General features: G+C 33.5%; 16 protein-coding genes. 3 read left to right on the top strand and 13 right to left on the bottom strand.

Features of this window, described 5'->3' with window-relative positions; genetic code table 11:
- Window positions 1-45: 45 nt before the first annotated feature.
- The 8 genes from ABEB18_RS08885 to ABEB18_RS08850 form a co-directional block, all read right to left on the bottom strand.
- Window positions 46-747 carry a sulfite exporter TauE/SafE family protein gene (locus ABEB18_RS08885; protein WP_348798925.1) on the bottom strand — a complete coding sequence of 234 codons (702 nt, stop codon included), beginning with the start codon at window positions 745-747 and terminating at the stop codon, window positions 46-48.
- Between the two features lie 94 nt (window positions 748-841).
- Window positions 842-1,294, bottom strand: coding sequence for a FixH family protein (locus ABEB18_RS08880; protein WP_348798924.1), 453 nt, complete (start codon window positions 1,292-1,294; stop codon window positions 842-844).
- A 48-nt stretch (window positions 1,295-1,342) separates the two neighbouring features.
- Entirely contained in the window at window positions 1,343-2,761 is a 1,419-nt protein-coding gene (ccoG, locus tag ABEB18_RS08875) for a cytochrome c oxidase accessory protein CcoG (protein WP_348798923.1), read from the bottom strand.
- 64 nt (window positions 2,762-2,825) lie between these two features.
- Window positions 2,826-3,746 (bottom strand): cbb3-type cytochrome c oxidase N-terminal domain-containing protein, encoded by a 921-nt coding sequence (locus tag ABEB18_RS08870; protein WP_348798922.1) that lies wholly within the window; start codon window positions 3,744-3,746, stop codon window positions 2,826-2,828.
- A gap of 28 nt (window positions 3,747-3,774) precedes the next feature.
- The gene (locus ABEB18_RS08865) at window positions 3,775-3,942 is read right to left on the bottom strand and encodes a CcoQ/FixQ family Cbb3-type cytochrome c oxidase assembly chaperone (RefSeq protein ID WP_348798921.1); all 168 of its coding nucleotides are present in this window, start codon (window positions 3,940-3,942) and stop codon (window positions 3,775-3,777) included.
- Window positions 3,943-3,957: 15 nt separating this feature from the next.
- On the bottom strand, window positions 3,958-6,135 hold the full coding sequence (gene ccoN, locus ABEB18_RS08860; protein ID WP_348798920.1) for a cytochrome-c oxidase, cbb3-type subunit I: 2,178 nt from the start codon (window positions 6,133-6,135) through the stop codon (window positions 3,958-3,960).
- 58 nt (window positions 6,136-6,193) lie between these two features.
- Window positions 6,194-6,376: a cbb3-type cytochrome oxidase assembly protein CcoS gene (ccoS, locus tag ABEB18_RS08855; protein WP_348798919.1), complete on the bottom strand. Its 183-nt coding sequence runs from the start codon at window positions 6,374-6,376 to the stop codon at window positions 6,194-6,196.
- Window positions 6,377-6,493: 117 nt separating this feature from the next.
- Complete coding sequence (locus tag ABEB18_RS08850; protein WP_348798918.1) at window positions 6,494-8,878, bottom strand: heavy metal translocating P-type ATPase; 2,385 nt, start codon at window positions 8,876-8,878, stop codon at window positions 6,494-6,496.
- A gap of 312 nt (window positions 8,879-9,190) precedes the next feature.
- Here ABEB18_RS08850 and ABEB18_RS08845 point away from each other — a divergent pair, with 312 nt between their 5' ends.
- Window positions 9,191-9,871: a Crp/Fnr family transcriptional regulator gene (locus tag ABEB18_RS08845; protein ID WP_348798917.1), complete on the top strand. Its 681-nt coding sequence runs from the start codon at window positions 9,191-9,193 to the stop codon at window positions 9,869-9,871.
- Window positions 9,872-9,935: 64 nt separating this feature from the next.
- Here ABEB18_RS08845 and mazG read toward each other — a convergent pair whose 3' ends face one another.
- From mazG to def, 3 genes are all read right to left on the bottom strand, one after another.
- Window positions 9,936-10,709 (bottom strand): nucleoside triphosphate pyrophosphohydrolase, encoded by a 774-nt coding sequence (gene mazG, locus ABEB18_RS08840; RefSeq protein ID WP_348798916.1) that lies wholly within the window; start codon window positions 10,707-10,709, stop codon window positions 9,936-9,938.
- Window positions 10,710-10,840: 131 nt separating this feature from the next.
- On the bottom strand, window positions 10,841-11,326 hold the full coding sequence (locus ABEB18_RS08835; RefSeq protein WP_348798915.1) for a DUF5606 family protein: 486 nt from the start codon (window positions 11,324-11,326) through the stop codon (window positions 10,841-10,843).
- Between the two features lie 83 nt (window positions 11,327-11,409).
- Window positions 11,410-11,997: a peptide deformylase gene (gene def / locus ABEB18_RS08830; RefSeq protein WP_348798914.1), complete on the bottom strand. Its 588-nt coding sequence runs from the start codon at window positions 11,995-11,997 to the stop codon at window positions 11,410-11,412.
- Between the two features lie 190 nt (window positions 11,998-12,187).
- Between def and ABEB18_RS08825 the strand changes: the two genes are divergently transcribed.
- Entirely contained in the window at window positions 12,188-14,410 is a 2,223-nt protein-coding gene (locus ABEB18_RS08825; RefSeq protein WP_348798913.1) for an FUSC family protein, read from the top strand.
- 65 nt (window positions 14,411-14,475) lie between these two features.
- On the opposite strand, the gene ABEB18_RS08820 is transcribed toward ABEB18_RS08825, so the two are convergent.
- Window positions 14,476-15,972 carry a malate:quinone oxidoreductase gene (locus ABEB18_RS08820; protein ID WP_348798912.1) on the bottom strand — a complete coding sequence of 499 codons (1,497 nt, stop codon included), beginning with the start codon at window positions 15,970-15,972 and terminating at the stop codon, window positions 14,476-14,478.
- A gap of 113 nt (window positions 15,973-16,085) precedes the next feature.
- The gene (gene ruvX / locus ABEB18_RS08815; RefSeq protein ID WP_348798911.1) at window positions 16,086-16,496 is read right to left on the bottom strand and encodes a Holliday junction resolvase RuvX; all 411 of its coding nucleotides are present in this window, start codon (window positions 16,494-16,496) and stop codon (window positions 16,086-16,088) included.
- 181 nt (window positions 16,497-16,677) lie between these two features.
- On the opposite strand from ruvX, the gene ABEB18_RS08810 reads away from it, so the two are divergent.
- Window positions 16,678-17,493, top strand: a complete 816-nt coding sequence (locus ABEB18_RS08810) for a 2,3,4,5-tetrahydropyridine-2,6-dicarboxylate N-succinyltransferase (RefSeq protein WP_348798910.1) — start codon at window positions 16,678-16,680, stop codon at window positions 17,491-17,493.

Genomic DNA, 17,493 nt, shown 5'->3' with positions numbered 1-17,493 from the left:
AACGTTATCTTTTCTTCTATAAAATCAATTTACAACCAAAGCCAATTAATGACAATTGGCTTCTGTTTGTATAAACAAACTCATATTTGAGGGAGAAACATAAGGAATCCCAAGTCCTAGACCTCTAAGTATAAATAACACGCCTATAACAACACCTACATAAGGAATGATTTTTTGAATTTTGTTGCGAAACGAAACTGTTAAAAATGAATTTGCATAAACTACCAAACTCATCAAAGGAACAGTTCCTAATCCAAACAATAACATATACAGCACTCCAAGACTAGCATTTTGCATCGCAAAAGCACCAAACAAGGCAACGTAAACCATTCCGCAAGGCAAAAAACCGTTAAGCAACCCGATAACAAAAAGAGATTTAAAACTTTTATTTTTAAACTGACTTCCAAGCATCTGCTTCATTCTTGAAATCCATTTATAAACTGGCTTAGAAAAATTGTAACGAGACAAGACTTTTTCAGGAACTAAAATCACCAAAATCATTGCTACACCAATAAAAATAGACAATTGCTGTTGTATTCCCGCTAAAAAAAGACCTCTTCCTAGTAATCCAAAAAGCAAACCGATACTTGCATAGGCTGTTAATCTACCCAAATGGTAAGTCATAATTTGTATAACTTTCTTTGCAGGATTATTTCGCTCAACTGGCAACATCATAGCTATAGGACCGCACATTCCTATGCAGTGAAAACTACTAATAAGTCCAAATATTAAAGCCGTATAAAGCATTTTTATTATAGATTATAGATAAAGGAAGAAATACTAAGATTTAATTACAAAAATTCTTAGTTCTTAATTCTTAATTCTTAATTCTTAATTCTTACTATTTTATATAAATTTTTTCCTTTGTTAAAAAGGATTTGCCTTGATATTGCCATTCCATGTTAACCTGCCATTCACCTCCAATAAACTTGTTTTTTGGTACAGACAACGAAGCCAAATTTGTAAATGAAATAGGAACCACAAAATCGAATTTTTTATTTGAAGCTCTATAAAAAGAAACTGTTCCCTTAATATCTTTTGGAATAAAATTGGCTGGAAAAACCACTACAACTTCCTTTACATCTACCTCGATTTCGGGTTTTGTAGTTAAATCGTGAGCATTTTGAATTCGAGCCATTTCGTCTTGATAATGAGCATCATGTTTATAATATTCCTCTACAACTAAATCATTATCATATTTACTATCTGACTGTACTTTGATAACAAAATACATGATAAAACTGATAAATAGCGCAAAGGCAATAACCACATACGTTCCCCAATTATTTTTCATTTTTATACTTTTAAAATATTAAATAATAATTCATTGAACCCCTTAAAACTAATCGAAACTACGAGGTCCTAAAAAGTTTGTATGGGTAGTTTCGACTTTTTTATCACCTTCATAGAGATCAATTTCTAATTGGGTACGATCAGATTCTAATAAAAATTTATTGATTTCAATAAACATTGTTCCGCTTACCATTCCTTGTTTAGAAACTTTCAGTTCTTGAATTCCCACTACCTTCAAAGTTCCTTTTATACCGACCAATTTAAAGTGAATATTTTTAATATCATTATTAGTTTTATTAATAATCTTAAAAGTATATACGTTACTAATATTATCTCCTTTATGTTGATACAACTGTCCTGGCAATCTAAATACCGTTGCTTCGACTTCGGATCTTAAAAACAACAAACCTGTTAGTATTCCGACCAAAATAACAAGAACAGCGGTATATCCTTTCATTTTTGCTGTAAACTTAAACTTAGATTTTGTTTCAATTTCATTTTCAGAAGCATAACGAATCAAACCAACTGGAAGTCCAACACTCTTCATAATGGTGTCACATTCGTCTATACAAGCCGTACAGTTTACACATTCTAATTGCACTCCGTTTCGGATATCGATTCCTGTAGGACACACATGAACACATTGTTTGCAATCGATGCAATCCCCTTTTCCAGAGGCTTCTCGGTCTTCTTGTTTATTGAATTTCGCTCTACCTGCTTCTTTTTCTCCTCGAACAAAATCATAAGCAACATTGATAGAATTTTTATCTAACAAAACACCTTGTAATCTTCCGTATGGACAAGCAATGATACAAACTTGTTCTCTAAACCATGCGAATACAAAATAGAAAACTCCGGTAAAAATCAACAATGATACAAAGGTACTTATATTGGCTAAAGGTCCTGATTTTATCAAACGAAATAACTCATCGCTACCTATTAAATAAGCTAAAAACACATTGGCTATTGCAAATGAAATCACTAGAAATATAAACCATTTTATCGATTTTTTTCTAATCTTCTCTGCATTCCATTCTTGTTTTGCCAAACGAGTTTGTGCACCTCTATCGCCTTCAATCCAATATTCAATTCGACGGAAAACCATTTCCATAAAAATAGTTTGTGGACATATCCATCCACAAAATATTCGACCAAATATTACGGTAAATAAAAGGATAAATACAACTCCAATGACCATGAACAAAACAAAAATGTAAAAGTCTTGAGGCCAGAAAGGGAAACTGAAAATATTAAAACGACGCTCTAAAACATTGAACATCATGAATTGATTCCCATTTATTTTTAAAAAGGGGTTTATAATTAAAACAATCAATAAAAAATAGCTCACCCATTTTCTATAGTTAAAAAACTTACCTGAAGGTTTTTTGGGATAAATGTACTTTCTGTGACCTTCTTTATCAATTGTCCCAATGCTATCTCTAAAAGATTCGTCTGGAATAGTTGCCATTTTTTATAAACATTTAAAAAGAGCATTGCAAAGATTACTTTCGCAAGGCTCTTTTACTGAAAAATTAATTTGCTTGTGTACTATCAACTGCAGATGCGGTTGCTGCTGGAGAATTTCCATCTACCCAAACATCACCTTCGGCTGCTTTTGGATCTGGTGGATTGCTCCCTTTCAACGAGATGATGTAACTCGAAACGGCTTGGATTTCTTTTGGTTTCAGAGTCCCTTTCCAAGCAATCATCCCTTTTCCGTCACGACCTCCATTAGTGATCGTATGAAATATTTTTTCGATTCCTCCTCCTAAAATCCAATTATCATCGGTAAGATTTGGTCCAATTTGTCCTCCTCCATCGGCTCTATGACAAGCTGCACAATTTGTTGTAAAGATTTCTTTTCCTTTGCCTAAAGCATCTGCATCTGTCAATAATGTTACCGATTTTTCATCTAACAAATCGGGTGCTGTTTTCATATATTCTTCAACCTCTATTTTGGCTTGCGCTAATTCAGCTTTCAATTCAGCATCTTGATCAGGAGCTCCCATTATTTCATAACGAACTAAATATATCACAGCGAAAACGATACAAGCATAAAACAGATATACCCACCAAGGAGGCAAATTGTTATCCAATTCTTTGATTCCATCATAATCGTGATCCATTAGCAATTCTTTTTCCTCCTCGACTGTACCCGATTGTGTGAAATTTTCTTTTAATTTCTCGTACCAGCTTTTAGTATCCAATGCTTCTTGTTCAGCGATTTTAGCTTTTTCGGCATCTGATAATAAAGCATAACTAATTTTATCTACTGCCGATAATGTTACTTCAATTGCAATTAATACAAAAAGCAAGACTATCAAAAACACCAAAACCATAGGATATTTTATAAAAGCCGGCTGACTTCCTGAATCGATAAAATACTCGATCACTCCAAAAACAGCAAAAAACAGAACCAGAACTCTTATATAGGATGGAATAATTTTTTTCATTATTTATCTTTTTTTGAAATTGAACAATTTAATCTTTCAAAGGGATTTGACTAATCTCTTCTATTGTTTCTTTTTTGTACGAATACACCCAAATTCCTAATCCAACAAAAAAGAAAAAGAAAATTAGTAGCGATAGTACTGGAAAAATTGCGACACCTGCAATAGTTTCCATGTTGTGTTTTATTTGTTCGAACATACTTTTCAGATTTTATTATTCTTTCACTTTAATATCAGTACCCAATCTTTGCATGTAGGCAATTAATGCTACAATTTCTCTTTGGTTCATTGGAACAAATTCTTCGCCTTTGGCAATTGCTTTCTTTTTACTTTCTTCATAATTTTTTACAAAATCAGGATCGCTTTTCAAATTTTCCTCTATAGCTATAGCTTGTGCTCTCAAGTCTTTCAGTCCGTTAGTAATTTGTAAATCCGAATAAGGAACCCCCAAACTCTTCATGGCTTTCATTTTCTTCTCAGTCATCGAAACATCCATCGCTTTATTATCAAACAACCATTGATAACTAGGCATAATAGAACCAGCAGATGTACTTTGAGGACTCCAGAAATGATTGAAATGCCAGTTGTCGTTGTATTTCCCTCCAACTCTTAACAAATCGGGTCCTGTTCTTTTTGATCCCCATAAAAATGGATGATCGTAAACAAATTCACCTGCTTTTGCTTGTGGTCCATAACGCTCAACTTCGCTTCTAAACGGACGAACCGATTGAGAGTGACAACCCACACAACCTTCACGGATATACAAATCCCTTCCTTCTAATTCTAATGGTGTATAAGGTTTAACACTTGTAATGGTTGGAATATTTGTTTTCACCATAATTGTAGGAACAATTTGAATTATTCCTCCAATTAGGATTGCAATTGTAGCATAGATGGACATTTTAATCGGCTTTCTTTCCAACCAAGAATGGAATTTTTCACCTTTAATTCTTCCAGATTTTATGGTTACCAATGCAGGAGCTTCGGCCAATTCGTCTTCTACTTCATTTCCTGCTCGCACAGTTTGAATGATGTTATACACCAAAGTTAACATTCCAATTAAGTACAATGTACCTCCAATAGCTCTCATCCAATACATTGGCATGATCTGAGTAACTGTTTCAAGGAAATTTCCATAGGTTAAAGTACCATCTGGATTAAACTGTTTCCACATAGAAGCTTGTAAGAAACCAGCTAAATATAATGGCAATGCATATAACACAATCCCTAAAGTTCCTACCCAAAAATGGAAGTTAGCCAACTTTGTAGAGTATAAGTTTGTTTTGGTCATTCTTGGGATCAACCAATATATAACCCCAAATGCCATAAAACCATTCCAAGCTAAAGCCCCAACGTGCACGTGAGCTACGATCCAATCGGTATAATGTGCAATAGCATTTACATTTTTAAGCGAAAGCATTGGCCCTTCAAAAGTAGCCATACCGTAACCTGTCATAGCAACTACAAAAAACTTCAAAACAGGTTCTTCACGTACTTTATCCCAAACTCCTCTCAAAGTAAGCAATCCGTTAATCATACCTCCCCAAGAAGGAGCCAACAACATTACAGAGAAAACAACCCCTAAATTCTGAGCCCAAGTAGGTAAAGCAGAATATAACAAATGATGCGGCCCAGCCCAGATATATAAGAAAATTAAAGACCAAAAGTGGATAATAGACAACCTATAAGAATACACCGGACGATTGGCCGCTTTTGGAACAAAATAATACATTAGTCCTAAAAATGGTGTTGTCAGGAAAAAAGCAACTGCATTATGTCCGTACCACCACTGTACCAATGCATCCTGAACACCTGCATAAACAGAATAACTTTTCATTGCTGAAATTGGCAATTCCAAACTATTAAAAATATGTAAAACAGCTACCGTAATAAACGTGGACAAGTAAAACCAAATAGCTACATACAAGTGACGTTCTCTCCTTTTTAGCATCGTTCCAATCATATTGATACCAAAAGCCACCCATATTACAGCAATTGCAATATCTATAGGCCATTCTAATTCGGCATATTCTTTTGAAGAAGTATAACCTAAAGGAAGAGAGATAGCTGCAGCAACAATAATCAATTGCCATCCCCAAAAATTAAGATTACTCAAGAAATCACTGTACATTCTGGCTTTTAGCAAACGTTGTAACGAATAATAAATACCCGCAAACATTGCGTTACCAACAAAAGCAAAAATTACCGCATTGGTATGTAAAGGTCTCAATCGTCCAAAACTCAACCAAGAAATTCCTTCGGTCATATTTGGAAAAAGAAACATTGTAGCCAAAATAAGTCCAACTAACATCCCGACTACTCCAAAAAGTATGGTGGCGTAAATGAACTTTTTTACAATTTTGTTGTCGTAATAAAATTGCTGCATTTCCATATATATAATTGTATTTAAAGTTTATGAAATAGGTAAACAACAGTAAAACTCAAAAGATTTACTCGCTTTTAATCTCGGATTCGCTAGTTGAGGATTTGACTAATTCGTCGTCAAAAAGAATTCTAACCGATGGGGTATAATCATCGTCATATTGACCAGATTTTACCGCAAAAACAAATGCTATAAAAAAACAAATGGCGACAAAAATGCTGATTGCTATTAACAAATATATAACGCTCATATCTTAATATTTATTTAACAAAAGTATGTGCATCGTCTTTTATAAAAAATGACAATTATCATATTTCATAGGAACACAGTTAAATTTATAAAAAAAAACGTTGTGAATTATTTTGAATTATTCTAAATTACTATTACTAAAGTAGTTAGAAGCCAAAGTAACAAAACTTACAATTGTAATTGTACTCAAAGGCATAATAATTGCAGCTACCAAAGGCAAGAGATTTCCTGTTATTGCAAATCCCAATCCAACAACATTGTACAATAGAGATATTGCGAAACTCATTTTGATTGTCAAAATGGCTTTTTGGGATAATTTTAAAAAATAATTGAGTTTCTTGAATTCTTTTGCATCTAAAATGGCATCACAAGCCGGAGAGAAAACATTGACATTTTCTGAGATAGAAACTCCAACATTACTTTGGGCTAAAGCTCCTGCATCATTAAGGCCATCACCCACCATCATAACATTCCTCCCATTTGACTGTAGTTCTCGGATAAATTGTAATTTTTGCTCTGGTTTTTGATCAAAAATCATTTCGGTTCCTTTGGGCAAAAGCGTTTCTAAAACCGTACGCTCTCCATCATTATCCCCAGACAAAACCTTAACCTGATAATGCTTGCTCAATTTAGAGAACAAGTCGGATAATCCCTCTCGATATTCATTATTAAAAATATATTTCCCCAAATATACCCCACCTATCTTGACATGTACAGCCGTTTGCTGAATACTTTCGTTTGAGGAAGCACCCCTAACAAAATCTCCAGATCCCATTTGTATCAAAACCCCATTTATTGTGGCTTGGATTCCTTTGCCTGTGATTTCTTCAAATACATCAAACGGTATGCGTTTTACATCTGGCAAAAAATCGTACAACATTCTACTCAAAGGATGGTTAGAGGCTCGTAAAACACTTTTTATCAAAGCAATATTGTTCTCATTTAATATTTCCCCCTCATATGTAATATTAGATTTTGAATTGGTGGTTATAGTACCCGTTTTATCAAAAACAATAGTATCTACTTTTGCCAATTGTTCGATCACCAAAGCATTTTTCAGGTAAAAATTTCTATTCCCAAAAATTCGCAACATGTTTCCCATTGTAAAAGGTGCAGTCAATGCCAAAGCACAAGGACAAGCTACAATCAGCACAGCCGTAAACACATTGAAAGCAGTATTGGCGTCAATAAATATCCAATATCCAAAACCTGCAAAAGCTATTAGCAATAAAATTGGCGTAAAATAGCGACTAATTTGATCGGTTATGGTTTTGTGTTTTTGTTCTATTTTTTTCTGAAAAACATCATTACTCCACAACTGAGTCAAATAACTTTGAGAAACCGAAAGCAAAACCTCCATCTCCATGACTTTTCCTATTTGTTTTCCGCCAGCAAAAACTTTATCTCCCGATTTTTTGGTAATCGGGATCGCTTCTCCTGTAACAAAACTATAATCGATTTCGGCTTTATCAGAGATTAAAATTCCGTCAACGGGGATCAATTCTTGATTACGAATCAGCAACCTATCCCCTTTTTCAATTTCATAAATAGGAATACTTACTTCGGTAGCATCGGTATTTATTTTGGTGATAGCAATAGGAAAATAGGATTTAAAATCTCTCTCAAAACTCAAAAAACTATACGTTTTAATTTGAAACATTTTGCCCAACAACATAAAGAAAATCAAGCCCGTCAAACTATCAAAAAAACCCGAACCGTAATCCATTACAATATCAAAAGTGCTACGAACAAACATCACCACAATTCCCAATGCAATAGGAATATCGATATTGAGCATTTTTGACTTGATACTCTTATAAGCCGAAACATAATAACCACTCCCCGAATAAAGAAAAGAAGGCAGCGACAAAGCAAAAATCATCCAACGAAAAAAAGGGCGGTAATTGTCTAACCAAAATTCTTTGACATCAAAATACTCAGGAAACGAAAGCAACATGATATTTCCAAAACAGAAAAATGCAACACCAAGTTTGTAAATCAAACTTCTATCTACATTATTTTGGCCAGACTCATAATTCTCTAAACTAATATAAGGTTCATATCCTATAGAACTCAACAAAACGACTATGCTTTTTAACGAAACAATATCCGAATTGTAATTGATGCGAACCTTTTTTTCGGGAAAATTAACTTGAGAGGTATTAATTCCTTTTTGCAAACGTTGCAAATTTTCCAAAATCCAAATACAGGAACTACAATGAATATGCGGAATATTAAGCGAAATAATAGCTGTTGTATCTTCTTTAAATTCTAACAACTTCAATACAATACTCTCATTGTCTAGAAAATCATATTTCCCTTCAATTTCTTGCGGTGTAGCACCTGGCGATTTTTCAAAATCATAATAACAAGTCAAATCATTTGTGCTGAAAATCTCGTAAACCGTTTTACATCCCTTGCAACAAAATTTTTTTTCTTCAAAAACAATTTCATCCTCTTTTACTATCGCTAAACCACAGTGAAAACAGTTCTCTTTTCTCATAAACAAACCTTAATTTGGCGCTACAAATTTCACAAATTGATACTATCCAAAACAATGATAAATATCATATACCAAAAGTTCAATACCTATTCTTTTAGAAACAAAACAATAGTCTTTCTTAAAACAGGATGCCTGCTCTCCGTTTTATTCCGGATTAATAAAAGCTATAGCTAAAAAGCCTTTTTTCTAAATCGGGAGATATTACTGCGATTAGAACTCAAAAAAAGCCAAAGTCTTTTTTGCGATTATCTAAAATTACTATCAAACTCAATTATAAATGTATAACTTTGCAAACGAAAATCCTATTCAGTCATGAGTAAATGCGAACAATGTATTGTGAGAGAATTTAGTTCCCTAAAGGCTCTAAACAAAGATGAACTTATCAAACTTTCGGAGTGCAAAACCTCTAAAGTCATCAAAAAAGGAGAAAATATCTTTGAAGAAGGGGAAAATGTAAATGGAATATTTTGCGTTAAAGACGGAGTGTGCAAACTCACCAAATTAAGCCCAAATGGCAAAGATCAAATCGTAAAACTAGTTTCAAAAGGTGAATTACTAGGGCAACGTTCTATGATAAGTGACGAACCTGCAAATCTAAGCGCAATCGCATTAGAAGACATGCATGTTTGCTTTATTCCCAAAAATGAAATCTTAGGATTCTTTGACAAAAACAATCAGTTTTCTATGAATGTGATGAAAAGCATTTGCGGAGATTTAAAATCATCCGATGAACATATGGTTGCTATGGCACAAAAATCAGTAAAAGAAAGACTGGCTGAAACTTTACTTTATTTGCATGATACATTTGGCACCAATGCTGACAAAACTTTAAAAATCCAGCTCTCACGCGAAGAACTTTCAAGTATGATAGGTACTGCAACAGAAAGTTGCATCCGATTATTATCTGATTTTAAAAAGCTAGAACTTATAGAATTAGTGGGAAAAAAAATCATCCTTAAAGATTTGAATAAGCTTAGAAAAATGTCAGACTAAAATCAGATTGCAGTTGGTAGATTGCATAACTGAATTCTGAAACCTCAAATCTGAATTCTGAATTCTACATTTTCTTAGCTTCATTCCAAAATACGTCCATTTCAGCAAGAGTCATATCTTTAAGAGGTTTGCCCAATTCGTTGGCTCTACTTTCTAAATATTGAAAACGCTTGATGAATTTTTTATTCGTGCGTTCTAAAGCATCTTCGGGATTTATATTCAAAAATCGAGCGTAGTTTATCATCGAAAACAAAACGTCTCCAAATTCGGATTCCGTTTTATCTTGATCTCCGGCCTCGACCTCAGCTTGCAATTCCTGTAATTCTTCTTGTACTTTGTCCCAAACCTGATGTGGTTCTTCCCAATCAAATCCAACACCTTTTACTTTGTCCTGAATCCTACTGGCTTTTACAAGTGCTGGCAAACTTCTAGGAACCCCTTCCAATACAGATTTTTTTCCTTCTTTGAGTTTTAGTTTTTCCCAATTTTGTTTTACTTCTTCTTCATCTTTTACTACCACATCACTGTAAATGTGCGGATGGCGATGAATCAGTTTTTCACAAATTTCGTTACAAACATCTGCCATATCAAAATCGTTGGTTTCGCTTCCTATTTTGGCATAAAAAACGATATGTAATAACAAATCGCCCAATTCTTTTTTTACTTCATTCAAATCATTATCCAAAATCGCATCGCCCAATTCGTAAGTTTCCTCTATAGTCAAATGACGAAGAGTTTGTATCGTTTGCTTCTTATCCCAAGGGCATTTTTCACGCAAATCGTCCATAATATCTAATAATCTTTCGAATGCTTGTAGTTGATTTTGTCTAGAGTTCATCGGAATCGAGTTTTTGGTAAAAATAAGAAATCCTGTCAGAAAAATATCTTGACAGGATTATTATATTTAGTAGTTAGTGAATAGTTATTAGTCTAAAAGCACAAACATTTTTACTAATTACTAAGAACTAATTACTCCTTCTTTGCTTTTTCTTTTTTAGCAGTTGCTTTTGGTTTTGCTTCAACAACTTCCTCAGTAACTGGAGCTGTTTCTTCGGTAGCAGCTGCTGGAGTCTCATCTACCAATAATCCTTTTGCTTGAAGCGTGTTGTACCAGCTTACAATTTTCTTAACATCAGAAGCATAAACTCTTTCTTCGTCATATTCTGGTAATACTTCTCTAAAATAAGCCAATAATGTTGCATTATCTTCTTTGTGAGAAATAGTTTGACCTTTATTTTCCTTGTTTGCAATTTTTTGCATGATTTCGGCCAAAGGTTTTTCACCTTCATAAGTATAAATAGAAATTTCAGACAATAAACTTACATTACTTTTCAAACTTACTGTTATTTTTTTTCCATCTAATAATGACTCAGCTACAAAACCAGTACGTGTTTGTACTTTTAAAACATATAAACCTGGTTTTCCTGAAATCGCTAATATTTTCTCTAAACTCATTTTATTATTATTTTATTTATTTTTTTAATCAAAAATCTGAACACTAATTTCGAAACTATCGAGACACAACTGCTTACTAAAAACTATCTTCCTTTTTTAGCAAAAAATTTCATTCGGTAGTCTTGAAATGTTTTTCCTTCGGTGATATTTTTTAGTTTTTTCTGAATCAAACGTTTCTTCAAAGACGAAATTTTATCGGTAAACAAAATCCCTTCAATATGATCGTATTCGTGTTGAATAACTCTAGCAATCAAACCATCGAAAACTTCGGTTTTCATGACAAAATCTTCTTCACAATATTCAATTGTTACCGTTGGTTTTCTATAAACATCTTCACGTACATCGGGAATACTCAAACAACCTTCGTTAAAAGCCCATTCTTCACCTTCTTCTTTTATTATTTTAGCATTAATAAAAGTTCTTTTGAATCCTTTCAGCTTGTTTTGTTCTGAATCTTCTAGATCTTCGTCATCGCTAAAAGGGGTTGTATCAATAACAAATAAACGCAATGACAATCCTACTTGTTCGGCAGCTAAACCTACTCCACTTGCATTATACATGGTTTCGTACATGTTTGCAATAACTTCTTTCAAATTGGGATAATCTGGTGTAAGCTCCTCTCCTACTTTTCTCAAAACAGGATCACCATATCCTATAATTGGTAATATCATTTGACTTATATTTATTAATAACTAGCGTAAATAAAGGAAAAATTCCCTTTAATTAAGGTCGCAAAAGTAGTAAAAAAATAGATAATGACTTAACTCTCTTCAATAATTAGCATATTTTTGTTAAATTTAAATACCTCTACAAAACCAATAGTAACCAATAACATCTTATATTAGCTACAAACCCGTTTGCATGATTACCAAAATAGAAAAATTTACCGATAGCATCTACTTTACTAATGCCCTAAAAGCCACTACAGCCTCAGTAATTCCTGTGTTGATACTCACTTATTTTGGACAATTTGAAATTGGTTTTACAATAGCGCTTGGTGCTTTTTTGACCTATCCGTGTGACATTCCTAGCAGCTTGAAACATAAAATAAACGGAATTTTGGTTACCGCTTTTTTGATAGCAGGTGTAAATTTATTAATCAATCTTACGTATCCCTATCCGTATTTTTTTTATTTCTTTTTTCCGATATTAATATTTGTATTGGCAATGCTTTCTGTCTATGGACAAAGAGCAACATTTACCTCATTTTCTGCTTTAATGACCGCTTCACTCTCCTTTTCACACATGCATACAGGATGGGAAATGCTCAAATATTCGGCATTAATTTTGACTGGTGGAATGATCTATCTTATAACATCATTACTTTTTTATTACATAAGACCCAATCGTTATGCCGAATTGCAAGTGGCCGAATGCATCAAACTAACCTCTAAATATTTAAAATTAAGAGGTGATTTATGGAATAGCACTGCCGACAGAAAATCAATACTCGAAAAACAACTACACTTACAGGTTGAACTCAATGATATTCATCAAAATATTAGAAGTGTTTTAATTGGAAAACAAATTAGCTCCGTATCTTCTAATCAAAACCGCAAGATGCTGATCGTTTTTGTATCATTGGTAGAAATATTAGAATTAGCATTATCAACTTCATTTGATCACAATAGATTGAACCAAAAATTTGATAATCATCCCAAAATACTTTCTAACTACCAAAATCTTGCTTACACCTTAGCCTCTACCCTAAAACAATTGTCTAAAAACATTGTAAAAAGAACCAATTATATTCCGCAACGCAAATTATTCAAACTTTTAGCAGAATTAGAAAATTCAATTAACGAATACGAAAATCAATTAGGAAAAATAGATGCGGCAGAAGGTGTCTTGATGCTCAAAACAATGCTTGAATATGCCGAAAAACAAATCGAAAAAATCAAAATAATCGAAGGGGCTTTTACATCGGTTTCTAATAAATATGAATTTAAAAGAAAGGACAGGGATTTACAAAAGTTTTTGACACCTCAGTATTATCCTATCAGCACGCTGATTCAAAATCTAAGTTTTTCATCAACTATATTTAAACATTCTCTTCGATTAACTATCGCTATAATTTTAGGGGGCATTGCTGGAAAACTGTTGTCTTTTCAGAATTCATATTGGATTATAATGACCATTATTATCATTATGAGACCTGGTTACGGATTGACCAAGCAACGCTCCATTCAGCGTGTTATTGGAACTATTATTGGTGGAGTAATTGCTTTTAGCATCTTATATTTGATGCCTGACCCCTATTTATTAAGCATTTTGGCCGTACTTTGTATGCTTCTAGGCTTTGCTTTTGCGCAAACTAATTACACAGTTAGCGCCACTTTTGTAACCATGTACATCGTTTGTTTGTACGGTATTCTGACCACAGATTATTTAGATGTTATTCAGTTTAGAGTAGCCGATACGCTTACTGGTGCCTTTTTGGCTTACTTTGCTAATCATTTTTTATGGCCTTCTTGGGAATATATTAAAGCTCCAGAATATTTAGAGAAATCAATAATTGCAAATCGAGATTATCTCAAAGAAATTTTTACGTTTTATACTAAAAAAGGAGAAGTTCCAACCTCATACCGATTAGCTAGAAAAAATGCTTTTATAGAAATTGGTAATCTTATGGCTTCGTTCCAGAGAATGTCGCAAGAACCAAAATCCAAACAAAAAAACATAGAGCTATTGTATAAGTTAACCGAACTCAATCATTCGTTACTTTCATCGACTGCATCATTAGGCACTTATACACAATCGCATAAAACAACCCCATCGTCTAAAGCATTAACCATTGTGGTCGAAAAAGTATTAAAAAACCTCGAACAATCTATAGACCTTTTAAAAAATAAAGAAATACTCGAACACGACGAAAAATACAAAGAAGAAATTGCCAATCGCTTTACTGAATTAAAAAACATTCGTGCAAACGAACTGAAAAAAGCCGATAACATTAATGAGGAAGCCTTTATTATAAAAATGCAAGAAGCTCAATTGGTAATTGAACAATTAATTTGGCTTACCAGTTTATCCGAAAGTATTTTGAAAAACACTAAAAAACTTAAGGAATCTATGGAGTACTAAAAAACGGTTTTTAGTCTCAAAATAATGAAAACTAAAAACCGTTTAGAGTATTAAATCCTTAGAACTTATTCGTTCAATTTTAAAACATCTGAAGTATTTTTTCTAACTGTAGCCAATAATTCAGCATTTTTATTTAATTCTTGACCAAAAGAAGGAATCATTGCTTTCACTTTGTTTTGCCATTCTTCGGATTTGAACTGCTTTGGAAAACATTTCCCTACTAGCTCTACCATGATAGAAACAGCAGTTGAAGCACCTGGTGAAGCGCCTAAAAGAACAGCTAATGTTCCGTCGGAAGTATTGATAATTTCGGTACCAAATTCTAATTTACCAATTAACTCTTCATCTCTTTTGATTACTTGAACACGTTGCCCTGCTCTTTCCAGTTTCCAATCTTTAGATCTAGCACCAGGAACATATTCTCTCAAGGCATTCATTCTATCTTTTGGAGATTGACGAACTTGTTGAATCAAGTATTTAGTAAGTGGAATATTTTTGTATCCCGCTACAATCATCGGAATAACATTATTAGGTTTTATAGATAAAGGCAAATCCGAATACGATCCGTTTTTTAAGAATCGAGTTGAGAATCCCGCAAATGGTCCAAAAAGCAATGCTCTTTCTCCATCTATCATTCGAGTATCAACGTGAGGAACAGACATTGGTGGCGCTCCAACACTAGCTTTACCATATACTTTAGCTTGATGTTTGGCTATAACCTCTGGGTTTGTGCATTTCAACCATTGGCCACTTACCGGGAAACCTCCATATCCTTTTCCTTCTGGCACATTTGCTTTTTCTAACAGTGGTAAAGATCCTCCACCTGCACCAATGAAAACAAATTTAGTATATACTTTTTTCTTTTGATTTGAAGCTAAATCAGTAATTTTTATTCTCCAAGACTTATCTTCACGTTGTCTGAGTTTTTTAACCTCATGACTGTAATGAATTGTTACATTATCTAGTTTTGATAAGTACGCAAACATACTTCTTGTCAAAGATCCAAAATTAACATCGGTTCCAACTTTCATAGAAGTAGCCGCTACCTTTTCGTTAGGATCTCTACCATCCATAATCAAAGGCATCCATTTTTGCAATTCTGTTACATCGGTACTAAAAATCATATCTGCAAAAAGAGGATTTGCTTGTAGTGTTTTGAATCTGTTTTTAAGAAACTCAACATTTTTATCACCCCAAACAAAACTAATATGAGGAATACTTTTTATAAAATCTTCAGGAGTGTTTACTTTTCCTTCTTTTACTAAATACGCCCAAAACTGCCTAGAAACTTCAAATTGTTCAGCAATACTAATGGCTTTCTTGGGATTAATTTTTCCTTTCGAATCTTCTGGAGTATAGTTCAGTTCACAAAAAGCAGAGTGTCCTGTCCCCGCATTATTCCAAGCGTCAGAACTTTCTGCAGCAGCGACATCTAATCTTTCGTAAATATCAATCTTTAAATCTGGTTGTAATTCTTTCAAAATCAAACCAAGAGTAGCGCTCATTATTCCTGCTCCAATTAAAACTACATCGGAAGAGGATCGTATTGTTGTATCGGACATTTTTTTGTGTTTTATTTAAGGAGTTGCAAAATTAGTTCTAAAAATCACAAAAAAAAATTAAAATCGAGTTACAATTCATTAAATCTGCAAAAGATTTTGTTAAAAACACAAACCTATTTTTGATTCAAGTAATCCTGAAGCATTATAGTAGCCGAAATCTCATCAATTAGTGCTTTATTTTGACGTTGCTTCTTTTTGAGTCCGCTATCAATCATTGTTTGAAAAGCCATTTTAGACGTAAAACGTTCGTCCATCCGAATCACTTTCATATCCGGGAAATGATTGGTAAAATGTGTAACAAAACCTTTGATTATTGAAGCACTTTGCGAGGGTTCGCCGTTCATTTGTTTAGGTTCGCCAATAAGTACTGCTTCAACATTTTCTTTAGCAAAATAATCTTTCAAAAAATCAATTGTGGTGGCTGATGGAATGGTAGTCAGTCCCGAAGCAATAATCTGTAATTCATCAGTAACAGCAATTCCTGTTCGTTTTTGTCCGTAATCTATGGAGAGAATTCTAGGCATTTATTTAAATTATAATTAGAACAAAGATACATAAGAAATTGTTACTACTAATATTCATAAAAACTTAGATCCTTAAATTATTTTCTCCTTTTTGAAACAAAAAAAGTAAAAATGTTAGTTTATATAACACAATATTGTTTTCATAAAAAAACCATTTATCTTTGCTAAAAATTTTAAAAAAATGAGCGAATTACAATCAATTATAGAACAAGCTTGGGAAAACAGAGCTTTACTACAAGAAGTAAAAACTACTGATGCTATCAGAGAAGTTATAGAATTATTAGACTCAGGAAAATTACGTGTTGCCGAACCAAAAGGTGACGGATGGCAAGTAAACGAATGGGTTAAGAAAGCAGTTGTAATGTACTTCCCTATTCAAAAAATGGAAACTTGGGAAGCTGGAATCTTCGAATACAACGACAAAATGTTGTTGAAAAAAGATTATGCTGCCAAAGGAGTTCGTGTAGTCCCTGGTGCTTCTGCTCGTTACGGTTCTTTTATTTCTAGTGGTGTAATCATGATGCCAAGTTATGTAAATATTGGTGCTTATGTTGATGCTGGAACAATGGTTGATACTTGGGCAACTGTTGGTAGTTGTGCGCAAATTGGTAAAGACGTACACTTAAGTGGAGGTGTTGGTATTGGTGGAGTTCTTGAGCCATTACAAGCAGCCCCTGTTATCATTGAAGATGGTGTATTTGTAGGGTCTCGTTGTATTGTTGTAGAAGGTGTTCACGTAGGAAAAGAAGCGGTTCTTGGAGCAAATGTTTGCTTAACTGCTTCAACTAAAATTATTGACGTAACTGGTGATGAGCCTGTAGAAATGAAAGGTTTTGTTCCTGCTCGTTCGGTTGTAATCCCAGGTAGTTATACTAAAAAATTTGCTGCTGGCGAATTCCAAGTTCCATGTGCCTTAATTATTGGAACTCGTAAACCATCTACTGATTTGAAAACTTCATTGAATAATGCGTTGAGAGAATACGACGTAGCAGTTTAA

Origin of the sequence: Flavobacterium adhaerens, assembly GCF_040045115.1 — a bacterium.
GTDB lineage: Bacteria > Bacteroidota > Bacteroidia > Flavobacteriales > Flavobacteriaceae > Flavobacterium > Flavobacterium adhaerens.
This window is presented reverse-complemented; position numbering and strand designations above follow the sequence as displayed.